Source organism: Xenorhabdus griffiniae, from assembly GCF_015163655.1.
GTDB classification, from domain to species: domain Bacteria; phylum Pseudomonadota; class Gammaproteobacteria; order Enterobacterales; family Enterobacteriaceae; genus Xenorhabdus; species Xenorhabdus griffiniae.
In genome coordinates this window covers 1-15,279 of sequence record NZ_JADEUF010000101.1, presented here as the reverse complement: position 1 = coordinate 15,279, position 15,279 = coordinate 1, and the positions used below count along the sequence as shown (strand labels likewise).

Annotated in this window: 17 protein-coding genes and 1 other RNA gene; 10 read left to right on the top strand and 8 right to left on the bottom strand. The window is 43.0% G+C overall.

The genetic code is table 11. The features are described 5' to 3' along the window. The first annotated feature begins 646 nt into the window (after window positions 1–646). The 4 genes from dinQ to IQ211_RS14550 all read left to right on the top strand — a co-directional run bounded on the left by dinQ (window position 647) and on the right by IQ211_RS14550 (window position 2,920). Window positions 647–718 (top strand): damage-inducible type I toxin DinQ, encoded by a 72-nt coding sequence (gene dinQ / locus IQ211_RS20190; protein WP_399478393.1) that lies wholly within the window; start codon window positions 647–649, stop codon window positions 716–718. 148 nt (window positions 719–866) lie between these two features. Then, the gene (locus IQ211_RS14560; RefSeq protein ID WP_189760712.1) at window positions 867–1,040 is read left to right on the top strand and encodes a type II toxin-antitoxin system HicA family toxin; all 174 of its coding nucleotides are present in this window, start codon (window positions 867–869) and stop codon (window positions 1,038–1,040) included. Window positions 1,041–1,094: 54 nt separating this feature from the next. Then, window positions 1,095–1,511, top strand: coding sequence for a type II toxin-antitoxin system HicB family antitoxin (locus IQ211_RS14555; RefSeq protein ID WP_189760711.1), 417 nt, complete (start codon window positions 1,095–1,097; stop codon window positions 1,509–1,511). A gap of 791 nt (window positions 1,512–2,302) precedes the next feature. Next, on the top strand, window positions 2,303–2,920 hold the full coding sequence (locus tag IQ211_RS14550) for a BRO-N domain-containing protein (RefSeq protein WP_189760710.1): 618 nt from the start codon (window positions 2,303–2,305) through the stop codon (window positions 2,918–2,920). A 96-nt stretch (window positions 2,921–3,016) separates the two neighbouring features. Here IQ211_RS14550 and ssrA read toward each other — a convergent pair. Together ssrA and smpB are read right to left on the bottom strand one after the other, a co-directional pair. After that, window positions 3,017–3,380: a transfer-messenger RNA gene (gene ssrA, locus IQ211_RS14545) on the bottom strand. Between the two features lie 50 nt (window positions 3,381–3,430). Next, window positions 3,431–3,913: an SsrA-binding protein SmpB gene (gene smpB, locus IQ211_RS14540; RefSeq protein WP_189760709.1), complete on the bottom strand. Its 483-nt coding sequence runs from the start codon at window positions 3,911–3,913 to the stop codon at window positions 3,431–3,433. Window positions 3,914–4,071: 158 nt separating this feature from the next. Between smpB and IQ211_RS14535 the strand changes: the two genes are divergently transcribed. Then, window positions 4,072–4,506, top strand: coding sequence for a type II toxin-antitoxin system RatA family toxin (locus IQ211_RS14535; protein ID WP_189760708.1), 435 nt, complete (start codon window positions 4,072–4,074; stop codon window positions 4,504–4,506). Beyond that, on the top strand, window positions 4,499–4,792 hold the full coding sequence (locus IQ211_RS14530; RefSeq protein ID WP_189760707.1) for an RnfH family protein: 294 nt from the start codon (window positions 4,499–4,501) through the stop codon (window positions 4,790–4,792). The genes IQ211_RS14535 and IQ211_RS14530 overlap by 8 nt, the downstream gene beginning before the upstream one ends. A gap of 51 nt (window positions 4,793–4,843) precedes the next feature. Here the strand turns inward: IQ211_RS14530 and bamE are convergent, their stop codons facing one another. From bamE to nadK, 3 genes are all read right to left on the bottom strand, one after another. Further along, a complete protein-coding gene (bamE, locus tag IQ211_RS14525; RefSeq protein WP_189760706.1) occupies window positions 4,844–5,188 on the bottom strand; it encodes an outer membrane protein assembly factor BamE in 345 nt (114 codons plus the stop codon). A gap of 112 nt (window positions 5,189–5,300) precedes the next feature. After that, the gene (gene recN / locus IQ211_RS14520) at window positions 5,301–6,974 is read right to left on the bottom strand and encodes a DNA repair protein RecN (RefSeq protein WP_189760705.1); all 1,674 of its coding nucleotides are present in this window, start codon (window positions 6,972–6,974) and stop codon (window positions 5,301–5,303) included. 115 nt (window positions 6,975–7,089) lie between these two features. Continuing rightward, complete coding sequence (gene nadK, locus IQ211_RS14515; RefSeq protein WP_143187471.1) at window positions 7,090–7,968, bottom strand: NAD(+) kinase; 879 nt, start codon at window positions 7,966–7,968, stop codon at window positions 7,090–7,092. A gap of 124 nt (window positions 7,969–8,092) precedes the next feature. Between nadK and grpE the strand changes: the two genes are divergently transcribed. After that, window positions 8,093–8,665, top strand: coding sequence for a nucleotide exchange factor GrpE (grpE, locus tag IQ211_RS14510; RefSeq protein WP_189760704.1), 573 nt, complete (start codon window positions 8,093–8,095; stop codon window positions 8,663–8,665). A gap of 64 nt (window positions 8,666–8,729) precedes the next feature. Here the strand turns inward: grpE and ung are convergent, their stop codons facing one another. Then, on the bottom strand, window positions 8,730–9,410 hold the full coding sequence (gene ung, locus IQ211_RS14505; protein WP_189760703.1) for a uracil-DNA glycosylase: 681 nt from the start codon (window positions 9,408–9,410) through the stop codon (window positions 8,730–8,732). A gap of 335 nt (window positions 9,411–9,745) precedes the next feature. Between ung and grcA the strand changes: the two genes are divergently transcribed. Both grcA and IQ211_RS14495 read left to right on the top strand, forming a co-directional pair. After that, window positions 9,746–10,129, top strand: a complete 384-nt coding sequence (gene grcA, locus IQ211_RS14500) for an autonomous glycyl radical cofactor GrcA (protein ID WP_189760702.1) — start codon at window positions 9,746–9,748, stop codon at window positions 10,127–10,129. 188 nt (window positions 10,130–10,317) lie between these two features. Continuing rightward, entirely contained in the window at window positions 10,318–11,361 is a 1,044-nt protein-coding gene (locus IQ211_RS14495; protein WP_223281808.1) for a Tle-like phospholipase domain-containing protein, read from the top strand. Between the two features lie 184 nt (window positions 11,362–11,545). Here IQ211_RS14495 and srmB read toward each other — a convergent pair whose 3' ends face one another. After that, window positions 11,546–12,880, bottom strand: coding sequence for an ATP-dependent RNA helicase SrmB (gene srmB, locus IQ211_RS14490; RefSeq protein ID WP_189760713.1), 1,335 nt, complete (start codon window positions 12,878–12,880; stop codon window positions 11,546–11,548). A gap of 229 nt (window positions 12,881–13,109) precedes the next feature. Here srmB and IQ211_RS14485 point away from each other — a divergent pair, with 229 nt between their 5' ends. After that, window positions 13,110–14,204: a site-specific integrase gene (locus tag IQ211_RS14485; protein ID WP_189760701.1), complete on the top strand. Its 1,095-nt coding sequence runs from the start codon at window positions 13,110–13,112 to the stop codon at window positions 14,202–14,204. Between the two features lie 417 nt (window positions 14,205–14,621). Here the strand turns inward: IQ211_RS14485 and IQ211_RS14480 are convergent. Then, on the bottom strand, window positions 14,622–15,279 hold a 658-nt coding region (locus IQ211_RS14480), incomplete at its 5' end, for a DUF2829 domain-containing protein (protein ID WP_193836406.1).

Sequence of the window (15,279 nt, the reverse complement as noted above, 5' to 3'; positions counted from 1 at the left end):
ACTGGATGTGGTGACGGAGTTGGCCGAACTGACCGCCGCCCATACCCATCACAATACCGGCACCCCGGAGAACGCCAGCGCGATAAGAAATACGGCCTATAAATCGGACGGGCTGAAACAGAAGTATTCGCCTGTGATTGGGTGAATATCGCTCATTTGTGTGAGATCTTTGACGCTATACCATAGGTTGATATTTTATGCTATAGGTATTAGACTGGGAGTGTTAGTAGGTGACTGTCGCGCTAAAACCGAGGCCACCAACCTTGCCAATAGCGTAAAGTATCCCACCCAATTCAAGGGTAAAAACAAAAAAGCCAACCTCACCAGTTGGTTTTTTTGTTTTTGCTGATCCATTGTTTTAATTGATTGAATCATCTGAAAATAGACCTATAATCTACGCTTGTTAGTTGGATAAGCGCAATGACCATTAACTAAAGTGTTTTATATTGAAAAGGATTTCAATACTTCGTAAGTCTTACGAGGTGTACAAAGCCCTGGCTGAATACCAGATGGTGCTGATTCGGTGCCTCGGTCAGAGCGCGACAGTCACCTACTAACAATGATGATAGCCAATCGGACAGGCAGTCTAAAGGCAATGGTTGGTTAAGTCGTGCTCCTTAATTGGAGTCAACGGGTGAAAGCATTTATTGATACCGCTATCATCGTTCTCAAGGCGTTAATTGCGCTTTTAGAATTGATCCGTACCTTTCTGAAATAGGTAACGGAAACGTAGATAAGGCCATCGGGTTAACCGCCCGGTGGCCTTTAACATTTCTATTTCTCCCAAAAAATAAAGTAAACAATAATGTTGACACGGTAAGCATAAATGTTTACTATAATTCCATGTTCAACAGAATGGAGGAGCAGTGAAGCAAAGCGAGTTTAGACGGTGGCTGGAAGCTCAGGGCGTCGAAGTTTCAAACGGGACAAACCATCTGAAACTGAGGTATAAGGGGAAGTACAGCATTATGCCAAGACACCCCGCCCATGAGATAAAAGAACCACTGAGGAAAGCAATCATCAAGCAGTTAGGATTGTAATAAAAACCCGTCTCACCAGAGGCGGGTTCTCGCACAGCTTCACTATCAAATACTATGCGATATCCCGTAATACTCGAACCTGTAGAAGAGGGCGGCTATTTTGTCTCGTTCCCGGATATCCCCGAAGCCTTAACCCAGGGGGAAACACGGGAAGAAGCACTGGAGATGGCGCTTGATGCGTTAATCACCTCTTTTGAATTCTACTTCGAAGACAGTAAAAAAATCCCATCACCCAGCCCTGTGGCGCAAGGTGATGATTATGTCGATGTGCCGTTAAGCGTGGCTTCAAAGGTGTTAATGCTCAATGCGTTTGTTGATTCCCGCTTAACGCAAACAGAGCTAGCCCAGCGCATGGGCGTGAAGAAACAGGAAGTCACCCGCCTGTTTGATCTGCACCACTCGACCAAGATTGATACGGTGGCTAAGGCGGCGACGGCTATCGGGCATCAATTAACCGTGTCTATCCTATAAAGATGATCACTCTTCAAAGGCTGCGTAAATCGTGGCCTTTTTATACCCTTACCAAGCGTCATCAGGCGCGCTATAAGCCATTCACCTATTAACTTACCACCCTGATGGGGTTTATTTGGATCACGTCACCACATCGCGCATATGCCACGTAATTCCCACGAAATAAACGTAAACCCCACGTAAAACGGACTACACCGCACCCGCCTGCACGTTTTGGATCAAAAAGTTTTTTCAGTTTGAGAATTCTACAAACGCTATCGCCAGACCGCACCAGCACAGGCGGTATGGGAAAAATCCCGAACTGAAAGGAATGAAAAGATTTTCAGTAAATTTCAGTTTTTGGATCGCAGGCTGGATCGCGAGGAAAAATCAACGTAATGATATTAAAAGGAAATTTGTATTTTACGTGGGATTGCTGGATCACAAAGCAAAGCCGCGCTATGTTGAAGCGTTCAGGATTGATGCGGCTTTGATGGGAGTGGCGAACTGAAATTTTTTTCTTTGTAAGAAAATGTAGTTGATTTTCTGAAAGTAATTCATTATCGTTTTTGCACGAGGACTCAAAACCTCAAGTAAGCGGCCAAAACCAACCCCGTCAGTGTTGGATTTTTTATGCCTAATTTTTAGTGGTAGCTATTCGGCTATCATCTTACCGACTCAATGTCGGGAGGGCGACTAATACAACACCCGCAAGGGAAATACGTCCGCGGTTTCTTACTACCGTTTTGAGCCTCCTGACACCATATTTTTAATGGTGAATCTAACTCTCAAAGAAAAGTAAGGAGTCAGTAATGGCTAATCAATTAGTAGTTCCATTCGTTTTCGAATCTCATAACATTAGAACCCTCAATATTAGTGGTAACCCGTGGTTTGTTGCTCAAGATGTTTGTTCTGCATTAAATATCCAGAACGTGACACAAGCCATTGATAGATTAGATGGCGATGAACGGTCTATGTTTAACATAGGGCGTCAGGGTAAAGTCAACATTATCAATGAATCAGGAATGTACTTTCTGACCATTCGCTGTCGTGATGCCGTGAAGACAGGAACGCTACCCCATCGTTTTCGTAAGTGGGTTACTAGTGTAGTTCTGCCTGCAATCAGAAAGACAGGTAGCTACATAAGTAAAAAGAATGTTGCTTCTCTGGAACAATCTATCATTTGTCCATGCTGTCAGAAGCCAGCCAGTATTATCGACGTCAAATATTATCACCGCGAAAAATCAGAAATTTTTGCTTTATGCAATAACGCTCAGTGCCCAAGCCTGCCATTTAAAGTAGACCTTTTATTCAGCCACTATTTGCAAATTGAAGATGAAGACAGAAGAGTTTGTGATGTAAGGCAATTAATCAATGGAATGACTGCTACTGAGAAATTAAAACTGGTGAATGCTTTAACATCTCGTTAGTGTCCATGCGTGCCCATAAAAATAAAATGGGTGGACGTAAAGTGGACATGGACAAACAAAAAGGGGCTACGTTTTCACGTAACCCCTTGTTTTATTTGGTGGAGCTGGCGGGAGTTGAACCCGCGTCCGAAATTCCTACATCCTTGGTACTACATGCTTAGTCTAGTCTTTACATTCGCTTGTCAGCTGCGGACAGACACGCCACTAACAAACTAGCCTGATTGGATTTAACGCTTCAACCCCAGGCAGGGCATCCACGCGATCTCTTTTGGGTTTGACCTCTCTTGATCCCCGTCCTAAGAGCGGAGGCTAGGGAGAGAGGGCTCTGCGCAGGTTATTAAGCTGCCAGTGCGTAGTTTTCGTCGTTTGCGACTATTGTTTTGCGGCTTTTTACGAGGCCAACCGCCCCTCGGCATGCACCTTGGGTTTCGCGAATCCCGTCGAATCCAGAATCAGCCCCAAGTGTATTAAGAGCAAGTATATCAGAATATTGAGTGATAATGCCAGTGATTAACGCCCAGAATTCTTCATAATTCTCGCTTTGTCTAATTTCCACTCACGTTCTTTGATATCTGAACGCTTATCATGCGCCTTTTTACCTTTTGCAACGCCAATTTTGATTTTGCACCAGGCATTTTTCCAATACATGGAAAGTGCGACGATGGTATAACCTTCTCGATTGATTCGACCATACAGTGAATCAAGCTCGCGTTTGTTAAGTAGTAGCTTACGTGACCTCGTCGGATCACAAACTACGTGGGAAGAAGCAACATTTAATGGCGTAATCGTGGCACCAAAAAGATAAGCATCACCATCTTTGAGCAAAACATAACTCTCACTGATGTTAGCCTTGCCAGCGCGCAGTGATTTGACTTCCCAACCTTGTAGGGATAAGCCTGCTTCGAGTTCTTCTTCAATGAAGTATTCGTGGCGGGCTCGCTTATTCATGGCAATTGTTGCCGAACCGGGTTTGTATGCTTTTTTCTTTGTCATAATGCGTTGTATTATACTGTATGCGTTAGTGAAAGAAATCTCTTCTGTATGATATTTAGCGATAAGTGCGTATTTATTGTTCTAAAATGTCATCGGGTTTTTATTTAACCATGTTTAAGTGATACTATTCAGCGCTGTTATGTTTTACAGGAAATGATATGCCACAGATTAGTCGCTCTGCGCTAGTGCCTTACAGCGTGGAACAAATGTATAAATTGGTCAACGATGTGACATCTTATCCGGATTTTTTACCAGGATGTGTAGGTAGCCGTGTTATAAGCAGTAGCAATAATGAAATGACGGCTTCTGTTGAGGTCTCTAAGGCAGGGATCAGTAAGACGTTCGTAACGCGCAATACGTTATTTGATAATCAACGCATCAGTATGCAACTTGTTGATGGGCCTTTCCGTAAATTGATGGGAGGGTGGCATTTTACTCCGTTAAGTGAAGATGCTTGTAAGGTTGAGTTGCATCTCGATTTTGAATTTACTAACAAATTGATTGAACTGGCTTTTGGTAAGGTATTTAAAGAGCTAGCTGGGAATATGGTTCAGGCTTTTACCCAACGTGCACGTGAGGTCTATAGTGTCTGAAATTAATATCGAAGTCGTTTATGCTCTGCCTGAACGGCAATATCTGCGTAATGTGAAAGTACCGCAAGGAGCAACCGTCGAACAGGCGATTGTAGCGTCCGGCCTTTTGACATTACGTAATGATATCGATTTGGCTAAAAATAAAGTTGGTATTTATAGCCGTCCTGCCAAACTGACTGATACATTGGAAAAGGGAGATCGTGTGGAGATTTATCGCCCTCTGGTTGCTGATCCAAAAGAAATGCGCCGTAAACGAGCCGAGCGCGCGAAGAGCAATGCGCGATAATATCTATTTATTCGCCAGATTATCTACTGGCGAATAAATAAAACACACATTTCATTGATTCTCTGGCAGTGATTTTTCATCCTTGATATCAGTTAACACGCCTTTGCTATCAAAGGTAAGTGTCAGTGTTTCCTGAGTTGTTTTCCCATGGCCTGGTTGTTGGCGGAATACGTAATACCAAGTTTGACTCCCAAATGGATCGGTCAGCATTGGTGTTCCCAAAGTGTAAGAAACTTGCTGCTGAGTCATTCCTTTATGGATTTTTGATACCGCAGCCGGCGTAAGGTAGTTCCCTTGATTAATATCAGGACGATAAACAATTCGCTCAAACATAGAGCAACCCGCAGTCAGCATAACAAGTGATACAGTAGCGGCAGTCAACAATTTACAGCGCATAGTAATTACATTCCTTTAGGAGTTAGGCCGTCGATAATAATAAACATTGAAGAGGTTGAAAACCTCTATGCATTTACCTATGACTGCAATTATACAAGAAAGTTGTCTCAATTTATGCCGCTAACAGTTCTTTTGCGTTAGCCAAAGTATTTTTTGTAACCTCACTTCCCGCCAAAAGCCGTGCCAGTTCTTGAAGTCGTGCTTTTTTATCCAATAGTTGCATTTGGGTTTCTGTTTCTTCACCGTCTGTCTGTTTGCTGACATAAAAATGCTGATGCCCGCATCCTGCGACTTGGGGTAGGTGGGTGACACACATAACTTGGGTCGATTCTCCCAATTCACGTAGCAAGCGCCCAACAATGGCCGCTGTTGGACCACTGATACCTACATCAACTTCATCGAAAATCAGCGCAGGGGTTTCCATCTTTTTCGCTGTAATGACTTGAATTGCCAGTGCAATACGGGAAAGCTCACCACCCGATGCCACTTTTGCTAACGGTTGGTGGGGTTGGCCGGGGTTGGTTGTGACATTGAATTCAACTTTGCTGGCGCCATCAATATTTAAATGCTCCGCTTCAAAGGTAACATCAATGGTAAAACGGCCGTGAGGCATAGAAAGTTGGTGCATACTGTTTGTTATCAGTTGGCTTAATTCTGCGGCATATTTCTGGCGAACATGATGCAATTTTTCTGCCACAGTCAGGGCTTGCTGATAATGTAAGCTGACAAGTTCACTAAGGTGGGCGCAATCATTTTCCTGTTGGGATAACTGATATTGCTCTTCCAACAGTTGTTGATGTAATGCAGGTAACTCTTCTGGCGCAACATGGTGTTTACGGGCCATACTAATTTGTTGGGAGATTTTCTGTTCCAGTTCAAATAAACGATTGGGGTCCAGTTCCAGTTGGTCGCTGTAATGACGTAGCTCGTCACTCACTTCATTGATTTGAATAGCCGCCTCTTCCAGCATGTTAAGCAGGCCACTGAGTTTGTGATCCATGCTGGCAAGCTCTGTTAGTTCACTGCGGGCATAGCTAAGAAGACTGGTAATGTTCTGTTCATCATTATCACTTAAAATCTGGAGGATATTTTGGCTGACGGACAAGAACTGTCCGCAATTTGCCAGCCGTTTGTATTCACTATCCTGTTCTTGATAATGGCCTGGTTGTGGTGACAGTTCATCCAGTTCTTTCAGGTGATATTCCAGCAATTGCTGACGTGAACGACGCTCAAGAGCTTGTTGTTGGAATTGGGAGAGAGCCTGGCAGCTTTGGCGCCATTGCTGGTAAGCCTGTTTCATTTCTTGCTGAAGTTCGAAATCGCCCGTGTAAATATCCAGTAAGCGCCTTTGGTGACGATTTTCTAACAATAATTGGTGAGCATGTTGCCCGTGAATTTGTATTATATGAGAACCTAATTCACGTAATTGAGAGAGTGGTACAGCAGTGCCATTGATAAAACCGCGAGAGCGCCCATCAGCGGTAATTGTACGACGCAGCAGGCACTCATTATCATCATCAAAACTTCCATCTAGCTGGTGGTCTATAAGCCATTTGCGGGCAGAAGGAGCATCAGTTAGTGAAAAACGGGCACAAAGATCGGTACGCGGAGCACCTGGACGAACCATGTTAGCTTCGCCACGATTGCCAAGACATAAACCTAATGCATCAATCGCGATGGATTTACCGGCTCCGGTTTCACCTGTGATTGCCGTCATGCCTGTGCGGAAATCAATTTCAAGTTCGCGAACGATAGCAAAGTTACTGATGGTCAATTGAGTCAGCATCGTGCTCCTCCTTCTTTGTTACTGTATATAAACACGTTCCTGTGCATAAAAACATGTCTGTGCTTCCATACAGTATAAACTGGTTTTTTATACAGTAAAGTAGGAAGATCTATTTTTAGAACATTTTTTTCGACCAGCCCAGTTTTGTGCTCAGTGTATTAAAGTAGTTGTAATCTTTTGGGTGAATTAAATGCAGATTATAGTCACTGCGTTTGATGATCACTTCTTCACCATCTTGGATTGGCAGGACGATCTGGCTGTCACAACTGACTTCGTAGTCATTGCTATTCTGGGCAAATTTCAGGCGAATGCTGCTTTCGCTGCTGATAACGAGAGGGCGAGCCGAGAGCGTATGTGGAAACATCGGTACTAGCACGATAGCGTCTAAGTTTGGGGTTAATATAGGTCCTCCAGCAGACAGTGAATAGGCCGTAGAGCCAGTGGGAGTTGCTATGATTAATCCATCTGAACGTTGAGAAAAAGCAAAACGTTCATCAATATATACTTCAAATTCAATCATATGAGCAACTTTGCCTGGATGAAGTACGACTTCATTTAATGCAGTGCTACGGCGGGATTTATGTCCAGTTTTTGTCACTTGTGCTTCGAGCAGAAAACGTTTTTCGTCTCGATATTTGCCGTCCAAAACTTCGGATAGTTGTTGTAAGGCATTATCGGGATCCAAATCCGTCAAAAAGCCCAAATTGCCTCGGTTGATACCAATGACTTTGATGTTATAACGTGATAATACTCTGGTTGCACCGAGCATATTGCCATCACCACCGACAACAATCACAAGATCGGCAATTTTACCAATTTCTGTCAATCCTCCAGTTTGAGCGCCTTTTAAATTAATGTCTTTCGCGACCTGTCTATCCACAATGACGCAATAACCTTTAGATACCAGCCAGTGGTACAGCATTTCGTGGGTGGCCAGCGCTTCCGGGTGACGTGGACGACCGACAATACCGATACATTTGAATTCATTATTCATTGCTGTTATTTCCTTCAGCATATGGTTTTGCCCTCACAATAATGATTGTTCCCTTGAATCCCGCGTTTTGATCCCCATAATAAGCTCAAATGGCGAAGATAATACAAAATACGCGGAGATATTCATGAGTAGTAAAGACCAAAAAGTACCTGACGAGCAAGTCGCAGAAAATGTATTAGAGCAACAAATGAATGCGGAACAGGCAGATGCGCCAGAGACTGAAAGCATTGTTGATCCGCGTGTTGCTGAGTTGGAAGAACAACTGAAACAGGCTCAGGTTAATGAACGTGATGCTATGTTGCGTGCGCGTGCTGAAATCGAAAACATTCGCCGTCGTACTGAGCAGGATATAGAAAAGGCACATAAATTTGCATTGGAAAAATTCGCCAATGAACTTTTGCCCGTTATCGATAATCTGGAACGTGCATTAGATGCGGCTGATCGTACCAATGAAACGTTACTGCCAATGATTGAAGGTATTGAACTGACGCTGAAATCTTTTATCGATTCAGTGGGTAAGTTTGGTGTTGAAGTGGTCAGTGACATTAATGTACCTTTCAATCCAGAAGTGCATCAGGCGATGACCATGATGGAATCAGATCAGCATGAACCTAATCAGGTTATGTTGGTGATGCAGAAAGGTTATACATTAAATGGTCGTCTATTGCGTCCTGCAATGGTTGCGGTTTCTAAATAAAGGTTACGGTCTCTCGTGATGTAATGCCGCCATTAGAAAGGCGGCATTTTTGTAGGCAGAGCGGTTATTGGGGTAATTGAGGCTCCCAATTTATTGGAGATAATCCTTGAGCTTCCAATAAGTTATTGGCTTGTGAAAAATGTTTACAGCCTAAGAAACCTCGATGGGCGGACAGAGGTGAAGGATGGGGGGCTTTTAATACATGGTGGCGTTGGATATCAATGAAGTGGCCTTTTTTCTGGGCATGAGATCCCCAAAGTAAGAAAATGACTCCGTTGCGATGTTCATTGATTGCTGCAATAACTTTGTCAGTGAACGTTTCCCAGTCCAAATGCGCATGAGAATGTGCGTTACCGCGCTCAACGGTGAGTACGGTATTGAGTAATAACACGCCCTGTTTTGCCCAGCTTATTAAGCAACCGTGATTTGGACGAGTAAATCCAGCAATATCCGATGCCAGTTCTTTGTACATATTGACGAGAGAAGGCGGTGCAGGAATACCTGGCTGTACAGAGAAAGCCAAACCGTGGGCCTGATTCGGGCCGTGGTAAGGATCTTGTCCTAAAATGACGACTTTTACATCAGCCAATTCAGTATAGCGAAAGGCATTAAAAACATCGGCTTGAGGCGGATAAATGGTTTTTCCAGCCTGACGTTCATTGGCAACATAAGCCAATGTATCAACAAAATAAGGCTGTTTCTTTTCATTGCCGATGACATCGTGCCATGTGAGAGGTGTGGACATAGCCAATCCCTTTCTAAATGATTATCAGATGACTTAAGCTTACCGATTCCCTTGGGATAGGGAAACCCTCAGATCTCAATCTAAGCTTAATTCTCAGGATGAAAATCTATTTTTATAAATTTTTTTGAAAAAATATGAAAATAATTTCATTCAATTCTACTATAAAAGATGTTTTAAAACATAATGTTATGAATTTATTATCAATAACCTTATGAAATTAGTTGATTACAATCAAAGAATCTTCTCATTTGTGCTGGTATACAGGAAATCAAGAACGATGGTTGATTAAATTATGGATTGACTGAATAACTAAGATGATGATTCTGGAGGTATAAATGATTACTGGAATTCAAATTACCCAATCTGATAATGCTGCATTGATGAATTCTTTTTGGCTATTGGATGATGAAAAAAATGAAGCGCGTTGCATCTGTGCCAAAGCAGATTACGATGAAGGCCAGATTGTTGCTAAAGAGGAACTGGGGCAATTTGAATATCGCGAGATCCCGTTGGAAGTTAAGCCGGCTGTACGTATAGAAGGCGGTCAACATCTGAATGTTAATGTTCTGCGTCGCGAAACGTTGGAAGATGCAGTAAAACATCCGGAAAAGTATCCTCAACTTACTATTCGTGTATCTGGTTATGCTGTACGTTTTAACTCACTGACTCCAGAACAGCAACGTGATGTTATTGCGCGTACTTTTACAGAAAGCCTGTAATTTTTGTATCAAGCAAAAAAAATCTAAAGGGAGAATCAATGCTCCCTTTTTTATTTCCATATTTTAGTTATGGGAATTAATTTTGTTAATTAAGGATTAAATTTGTTTTAATATTGTTAAAAATTCTGCCGATAGAGAGTTTGGGTTTTTAAAACACACCAAATTTAAATAATCTGTAGGAGAATTTTATGACTTTATCAGTTAATACCGATTTTTTCCGTGGACCAGGGATCTACTCACTACAAGAAAATGCGCTACAACCCCAACCTAATTCTTCAGCTCAATCACCACCTGACGAAGTTGAACACATTTCTTCCCCTGGCATTTCACTTTCAGAAAATACCAAGCAGGTGAATGCCCTCTATCAATCATTGGTTAATAATTTAAATGCCAGCACGATGGCAGCTCCTGAATTGAAAGCAAATGATATTGCGGGAAAACAATCTAAACTGGTCGATTATAACTTGACGTTGGTTACCCGTGATGTTTATCGACAAACGAGTTTAGGGATTGGCGATTATGTGCGCCTGTCTGATGAGGATTTATCAAAATTAGGTATTGATCCTGATACGCTGAATGATTATTCAACAGGATTTCAGGCCGGTGTTTACCACAATAAGGGGCTGTATATTGTTTCTTTCACAGGATCGAATGAATTACAGGATTTTATGGTAAGTATTCGTCAAGGGCTTGGTTTCAATGAAAAGCAGTATAATCAAGCCGTGGAATTGGCACATAAATCGTTAGAAGTATTTGGTGAAAATGTCATTTTTACAGGGCATTCATTGGGGGGCGGATTAGCAACAGTGGCAGCATTGGCAACAGGGAAACCAGCAGTTATTTACAATTCTGTTAGTGTTTCTGACGCTACATTGAAATATATGGGCGTATCACCCGAAGTTGCTCGTGAAATGGCTGACAGCGGTTTGATACGCCATTATACCGTCCAACATGATTGGCTGGGGAACCTGCAAAAAACATTGCCAATTCGTCAACCTATGGGGCACGAAGTAGAGCTTAAGTATGAATATGAATTAGAAAGTATATGGGATGTCATGTTGCCTAATCGATATGGTCTCCACACTTTTAAGGCTCATTTTTTGGAAGCTGTCCTCGAATTAATGGCGGAACAAAAGCCTTGGTTGAATAATGGCAATACCATGTTGGCGTCAACGGACGTTACAGATACAGATCTTACCTTGCAGCAAGGTGAGCAGCCTTATGCCGTATAATATTTAGCGCTCAGTCTGCCGGAACATGGGCGAATTCACTGTATGGCTTCGCCCATGTTCTACAATCGGTGATTAATTAATCGTTGCTAAATAGGTTTTCATCATACTGAGAGTATCAGATGTTGGAGTCCCTTAACCCCGCGCAGAGCGCGGGGTTAAGGAATACTCCTATCATTTTGAAATGCTATTTAGATTCAGTTAATTCTGGTCTGGGATTGCCAGAAGGAGCGCGGCGTTTCCCGATATTTTTGCTATCGCGATGACGAACTTTTACGTGGTTTTTCTTTGTCTCTTCTGTTTTCTTCTTCTCTTTGCGTTTTGCCAATACTTTTTTGGATGGCTTATTGCTTTTTTTCTCACTTGGCGCTTTGGTTTGTGGGCGAAGTTCATCAACCACTCGCATTTTCAAAGGCTCTTTGAGGTAACGGCTGATTTTGCCTAAAAGCAGGTGATCGTGTGCTTCAACCAGAGCAATGGCAGTTCCTTTACGGCCTGCGCGAGCAGTACGACCAATTCGGTGTAAGTAAACATCCGCGGTACGAGGCAAATCGAAGTTAAAGACGTGGCTGATATTCTCGATATCCAAGCCACGGGAAGCAACATCGGTTGCGACCAAAACCTTGACTTTACCCTCATTCAAGCGTCTGACAGCATCTGTACGCTTGGCTTGCACCATTTCACCTTCAAGAAAACACGCTTGAATGCCTGCTTGGTTCAGCCAATCGACAAGCTCGCGCACACGTTCTCGTTTGCGCACGAAAACAATGGATTTCGTCACTTCAGGTTGCTGGAGAAGGTGGCATAGCAGGGCTGTTTTATGCTCTAACGAATCAGCCCGATAGTAAAATTGCTGAATTTTCTTGCGCTCACGGCGAGAAGGTTCGGCATCGATCTCAACCGGATCGGTTAACAGACGCTCGGCAAAATCACGGATGGATTCCCCTTCCAGCGTCGCGGAGAATAACAATGTTTGTTTACGCCAGCGGGTTTCTCCTGCAATCGTTTCGACATCATTGGAAAATCCCATATCCAACATGCGATCCGCTTCATCAAGGATCAGCGTTTCCACTGCACGGCAGTCGAAATTTTCCTCTTTGATGTATTGCAGCAGACGCCCTGTCGTTGCGACAACAATATCCTGATTCTCACTGAATACTTCCGCATGATTCATGTAGGCAACACCACCTGTAATTGTGGCAATGTCCAAATGTGTATGGGCCGCCAGCTCTTTTGCCTGTTCTGCCACCTGCATTGCCAGTTCACGGGTTGGTGTCAAAATCAGGATGCGTGGAGGTCCTGATTTTTTGCGAGGAAAATCCAATAAATGCTGTAGAGCCGGTAGCAGGTAAGCGGCAGTTTTACCGGTACCGGTTGGCGCTGAGCCTAATACATCGCGTCCGTCCATAGCCGCAGGAATGGCTGCCGCCTGAATAGCGGTCGGGCGTTCGTAGCCTTTGTCGTTCAGTGCTTCAAGCAAGGATTCATCAAGTTGGAATTCGGAAAAGTTTGTCGCAGTCATCATATACCTCTGTTTGGGCCGCCGATTATAAATCGGTAAAACGAAAAAAGAAAATACCCAAATAACACGCCAGACTCCCGCCATAGCTCGCTATTATGCTGAATTTCCTGAGTTGTTATTTTTGCTGATTTTCGTGCATTTAAGGGTTTTTTAGGCTATTTTGGGATTATCAGCACCCCTAATGGCACCCCTTTATGTCGTGAAAAATTTGAACTGGAGAGCATCACAGATGGCCTACTATAGCATAGAAAAGCGCCCTCGCGCAGATGGCACTGTCCGTTACCGCTGCACTGTCGGTGTTAAGTCTGGCGGTAAATACATTTACAGAGAGAACCGTACATTTGGAAAACACTCTCATGCCAAAACATGGGGTGCTCAGCGGGTGGCTGAGTTAGAACAAAATGGAGTCCCTACACAGAATGATACCGAAGATTTTACAGTTGGTGCTCTATTGCATAAATATATCAATGATCCAGGTTTGGGTGGAAAGGCAGGAAGAGATAAGAAAAATGTATTGAATTCGTTGTTAAAGAGTGATCTCGCAAAACGTATTCTAACTGAGCTTTCGGTCAGCCATATTATTGAACATTGCAAGCAACGACATTCTACAGGGACTACCCCCGCCACAATTAATCATGATGTCGTCTATTTGTCATCTGTCCTAAAATCAGCCAAGCCTGTCTATGGTATAGACTACACCTCGAATCCCGCACATGAAGCTCGTTCAGTTTTAACCCAAATGGGATTAATCAGTAAAAGCCAACGACGCAGCAGAAGACCAGAACGCGAGGAGTTAGATAGATTAATGGAGGTGCTGCGCAGGCGAGGCAGCCACTGGACAAGTAATATTCCTTACGAGGATATATTGAATTTCTCAATACTTTCCTGCATGCGCATTGGGGAGGTATGTAAAATCAGGTGGGATGATATTGATGAGAAGCAGAGGTCTGTGCTCGTAAGAGACAGAAAAGACCCCAGAAAGAAAGTCGGCAATCATATGCTCGTTCCCTTACTTGGGGAGGCGTGGGATATAGTTCAACGACAGCCTAAATCTGATAGTGGGCTGATATTTCCTTATAATACGAGAAGTATATCCAAGGGTTTTCATAAAGCATGTGTCGAGCTTGGCATCGAAGACCTCCGCTACCACGACCTACGCCGAGAAGGAGCCAGTCGTTTGTTTGAGGCGGGATTTTCCATTGAAGAGGTCGCGCAAGTCACAGGGCATCGTTCACTGGATGTATTATGGCAGGTATACACAGAACTGTACCCACAATCACTGCATGAAAAATTCAATAAGCTCATGCAGAAGAAAGAAGAGTAACATGGAGGGGCTGCAGTCGGCCCTTTAACTCTCAGGGTAATCAACTACAGAGGAATCCCCTACAGTTCCGTAGCCCTCATGCTCAGTAAAGTGACTCCTTAAACTAAAGTAATTCCTACAGTTAATTCCATACCTCCGTTTGAAACGGAAGAATCAATGGCCTTTATTTATCGTGACGCATCACGAATAACGTGATCAGCGAGTAACGGGTTAAAGGTGAGGAATCCCACCTTTATCTAAGTCGTTGATTTTGCTTAATTCCTGCTCAGGAACGGAATTCAATTAAATCAAGGGGTTAAAATAGGATAATTATCCTATTTAACGTAACATTTTGATTTTACTTATTTCTGTCAGAAAAACGGAAATTAAGGAGATCAAGGGGTTGGGGAAGTCCACGCGGTGCGCAGCCTAAAAAGATTAATCATGCCAGTTGAGATGGAAACGGAATTTTTTATTTTCTTGTTTTAGCAGGTTAGAAATTTTTTCCACATCGCTACCTTTATACCATGGAATATAAATAGGTTGAGGCCAATCTGTTTTTTCAATAGGATACCCGAGTTCATATTTTGTTCCATCCACAGTAATTGTTAGTAGCTTCGCTCTTATATTATTTAATGTTTCCATATCGTTTGCTAGATTTAAATGTGAAAAATTTACAGTGATTGCGTTATAGTTTTTTTCAAAATAAAAAGCAAAAATTGGATCATTACCTATATTATCTTCAATCCTAACTAAGTTACCATTTGCTACATCACCTCCATATGCGTTTGTATATTTCTGGGAGGTAGTCAAATCAAAGACTAAATTATATTCTGATGTCTCTGGTTTAATCTCAGACTTCGCCGCCTCTTCTTCCACAAACTCCCAATCACACGCCATCATATCTTCCTGTGTCGGTTGCCACGGTACGAAGTTACCGTGTTCATTGCGCAGATCAATGTGTGTCAGATAATCGTACTGAGTTCCAACCGCTACACCATCAACCGCGTAAGCACTGCCTTCTTCTACGATTAAGTTACTCACACGTGGTGTAATCGCCAGATACATTCCTTTGTCACCCCAGACAGAACGGGTA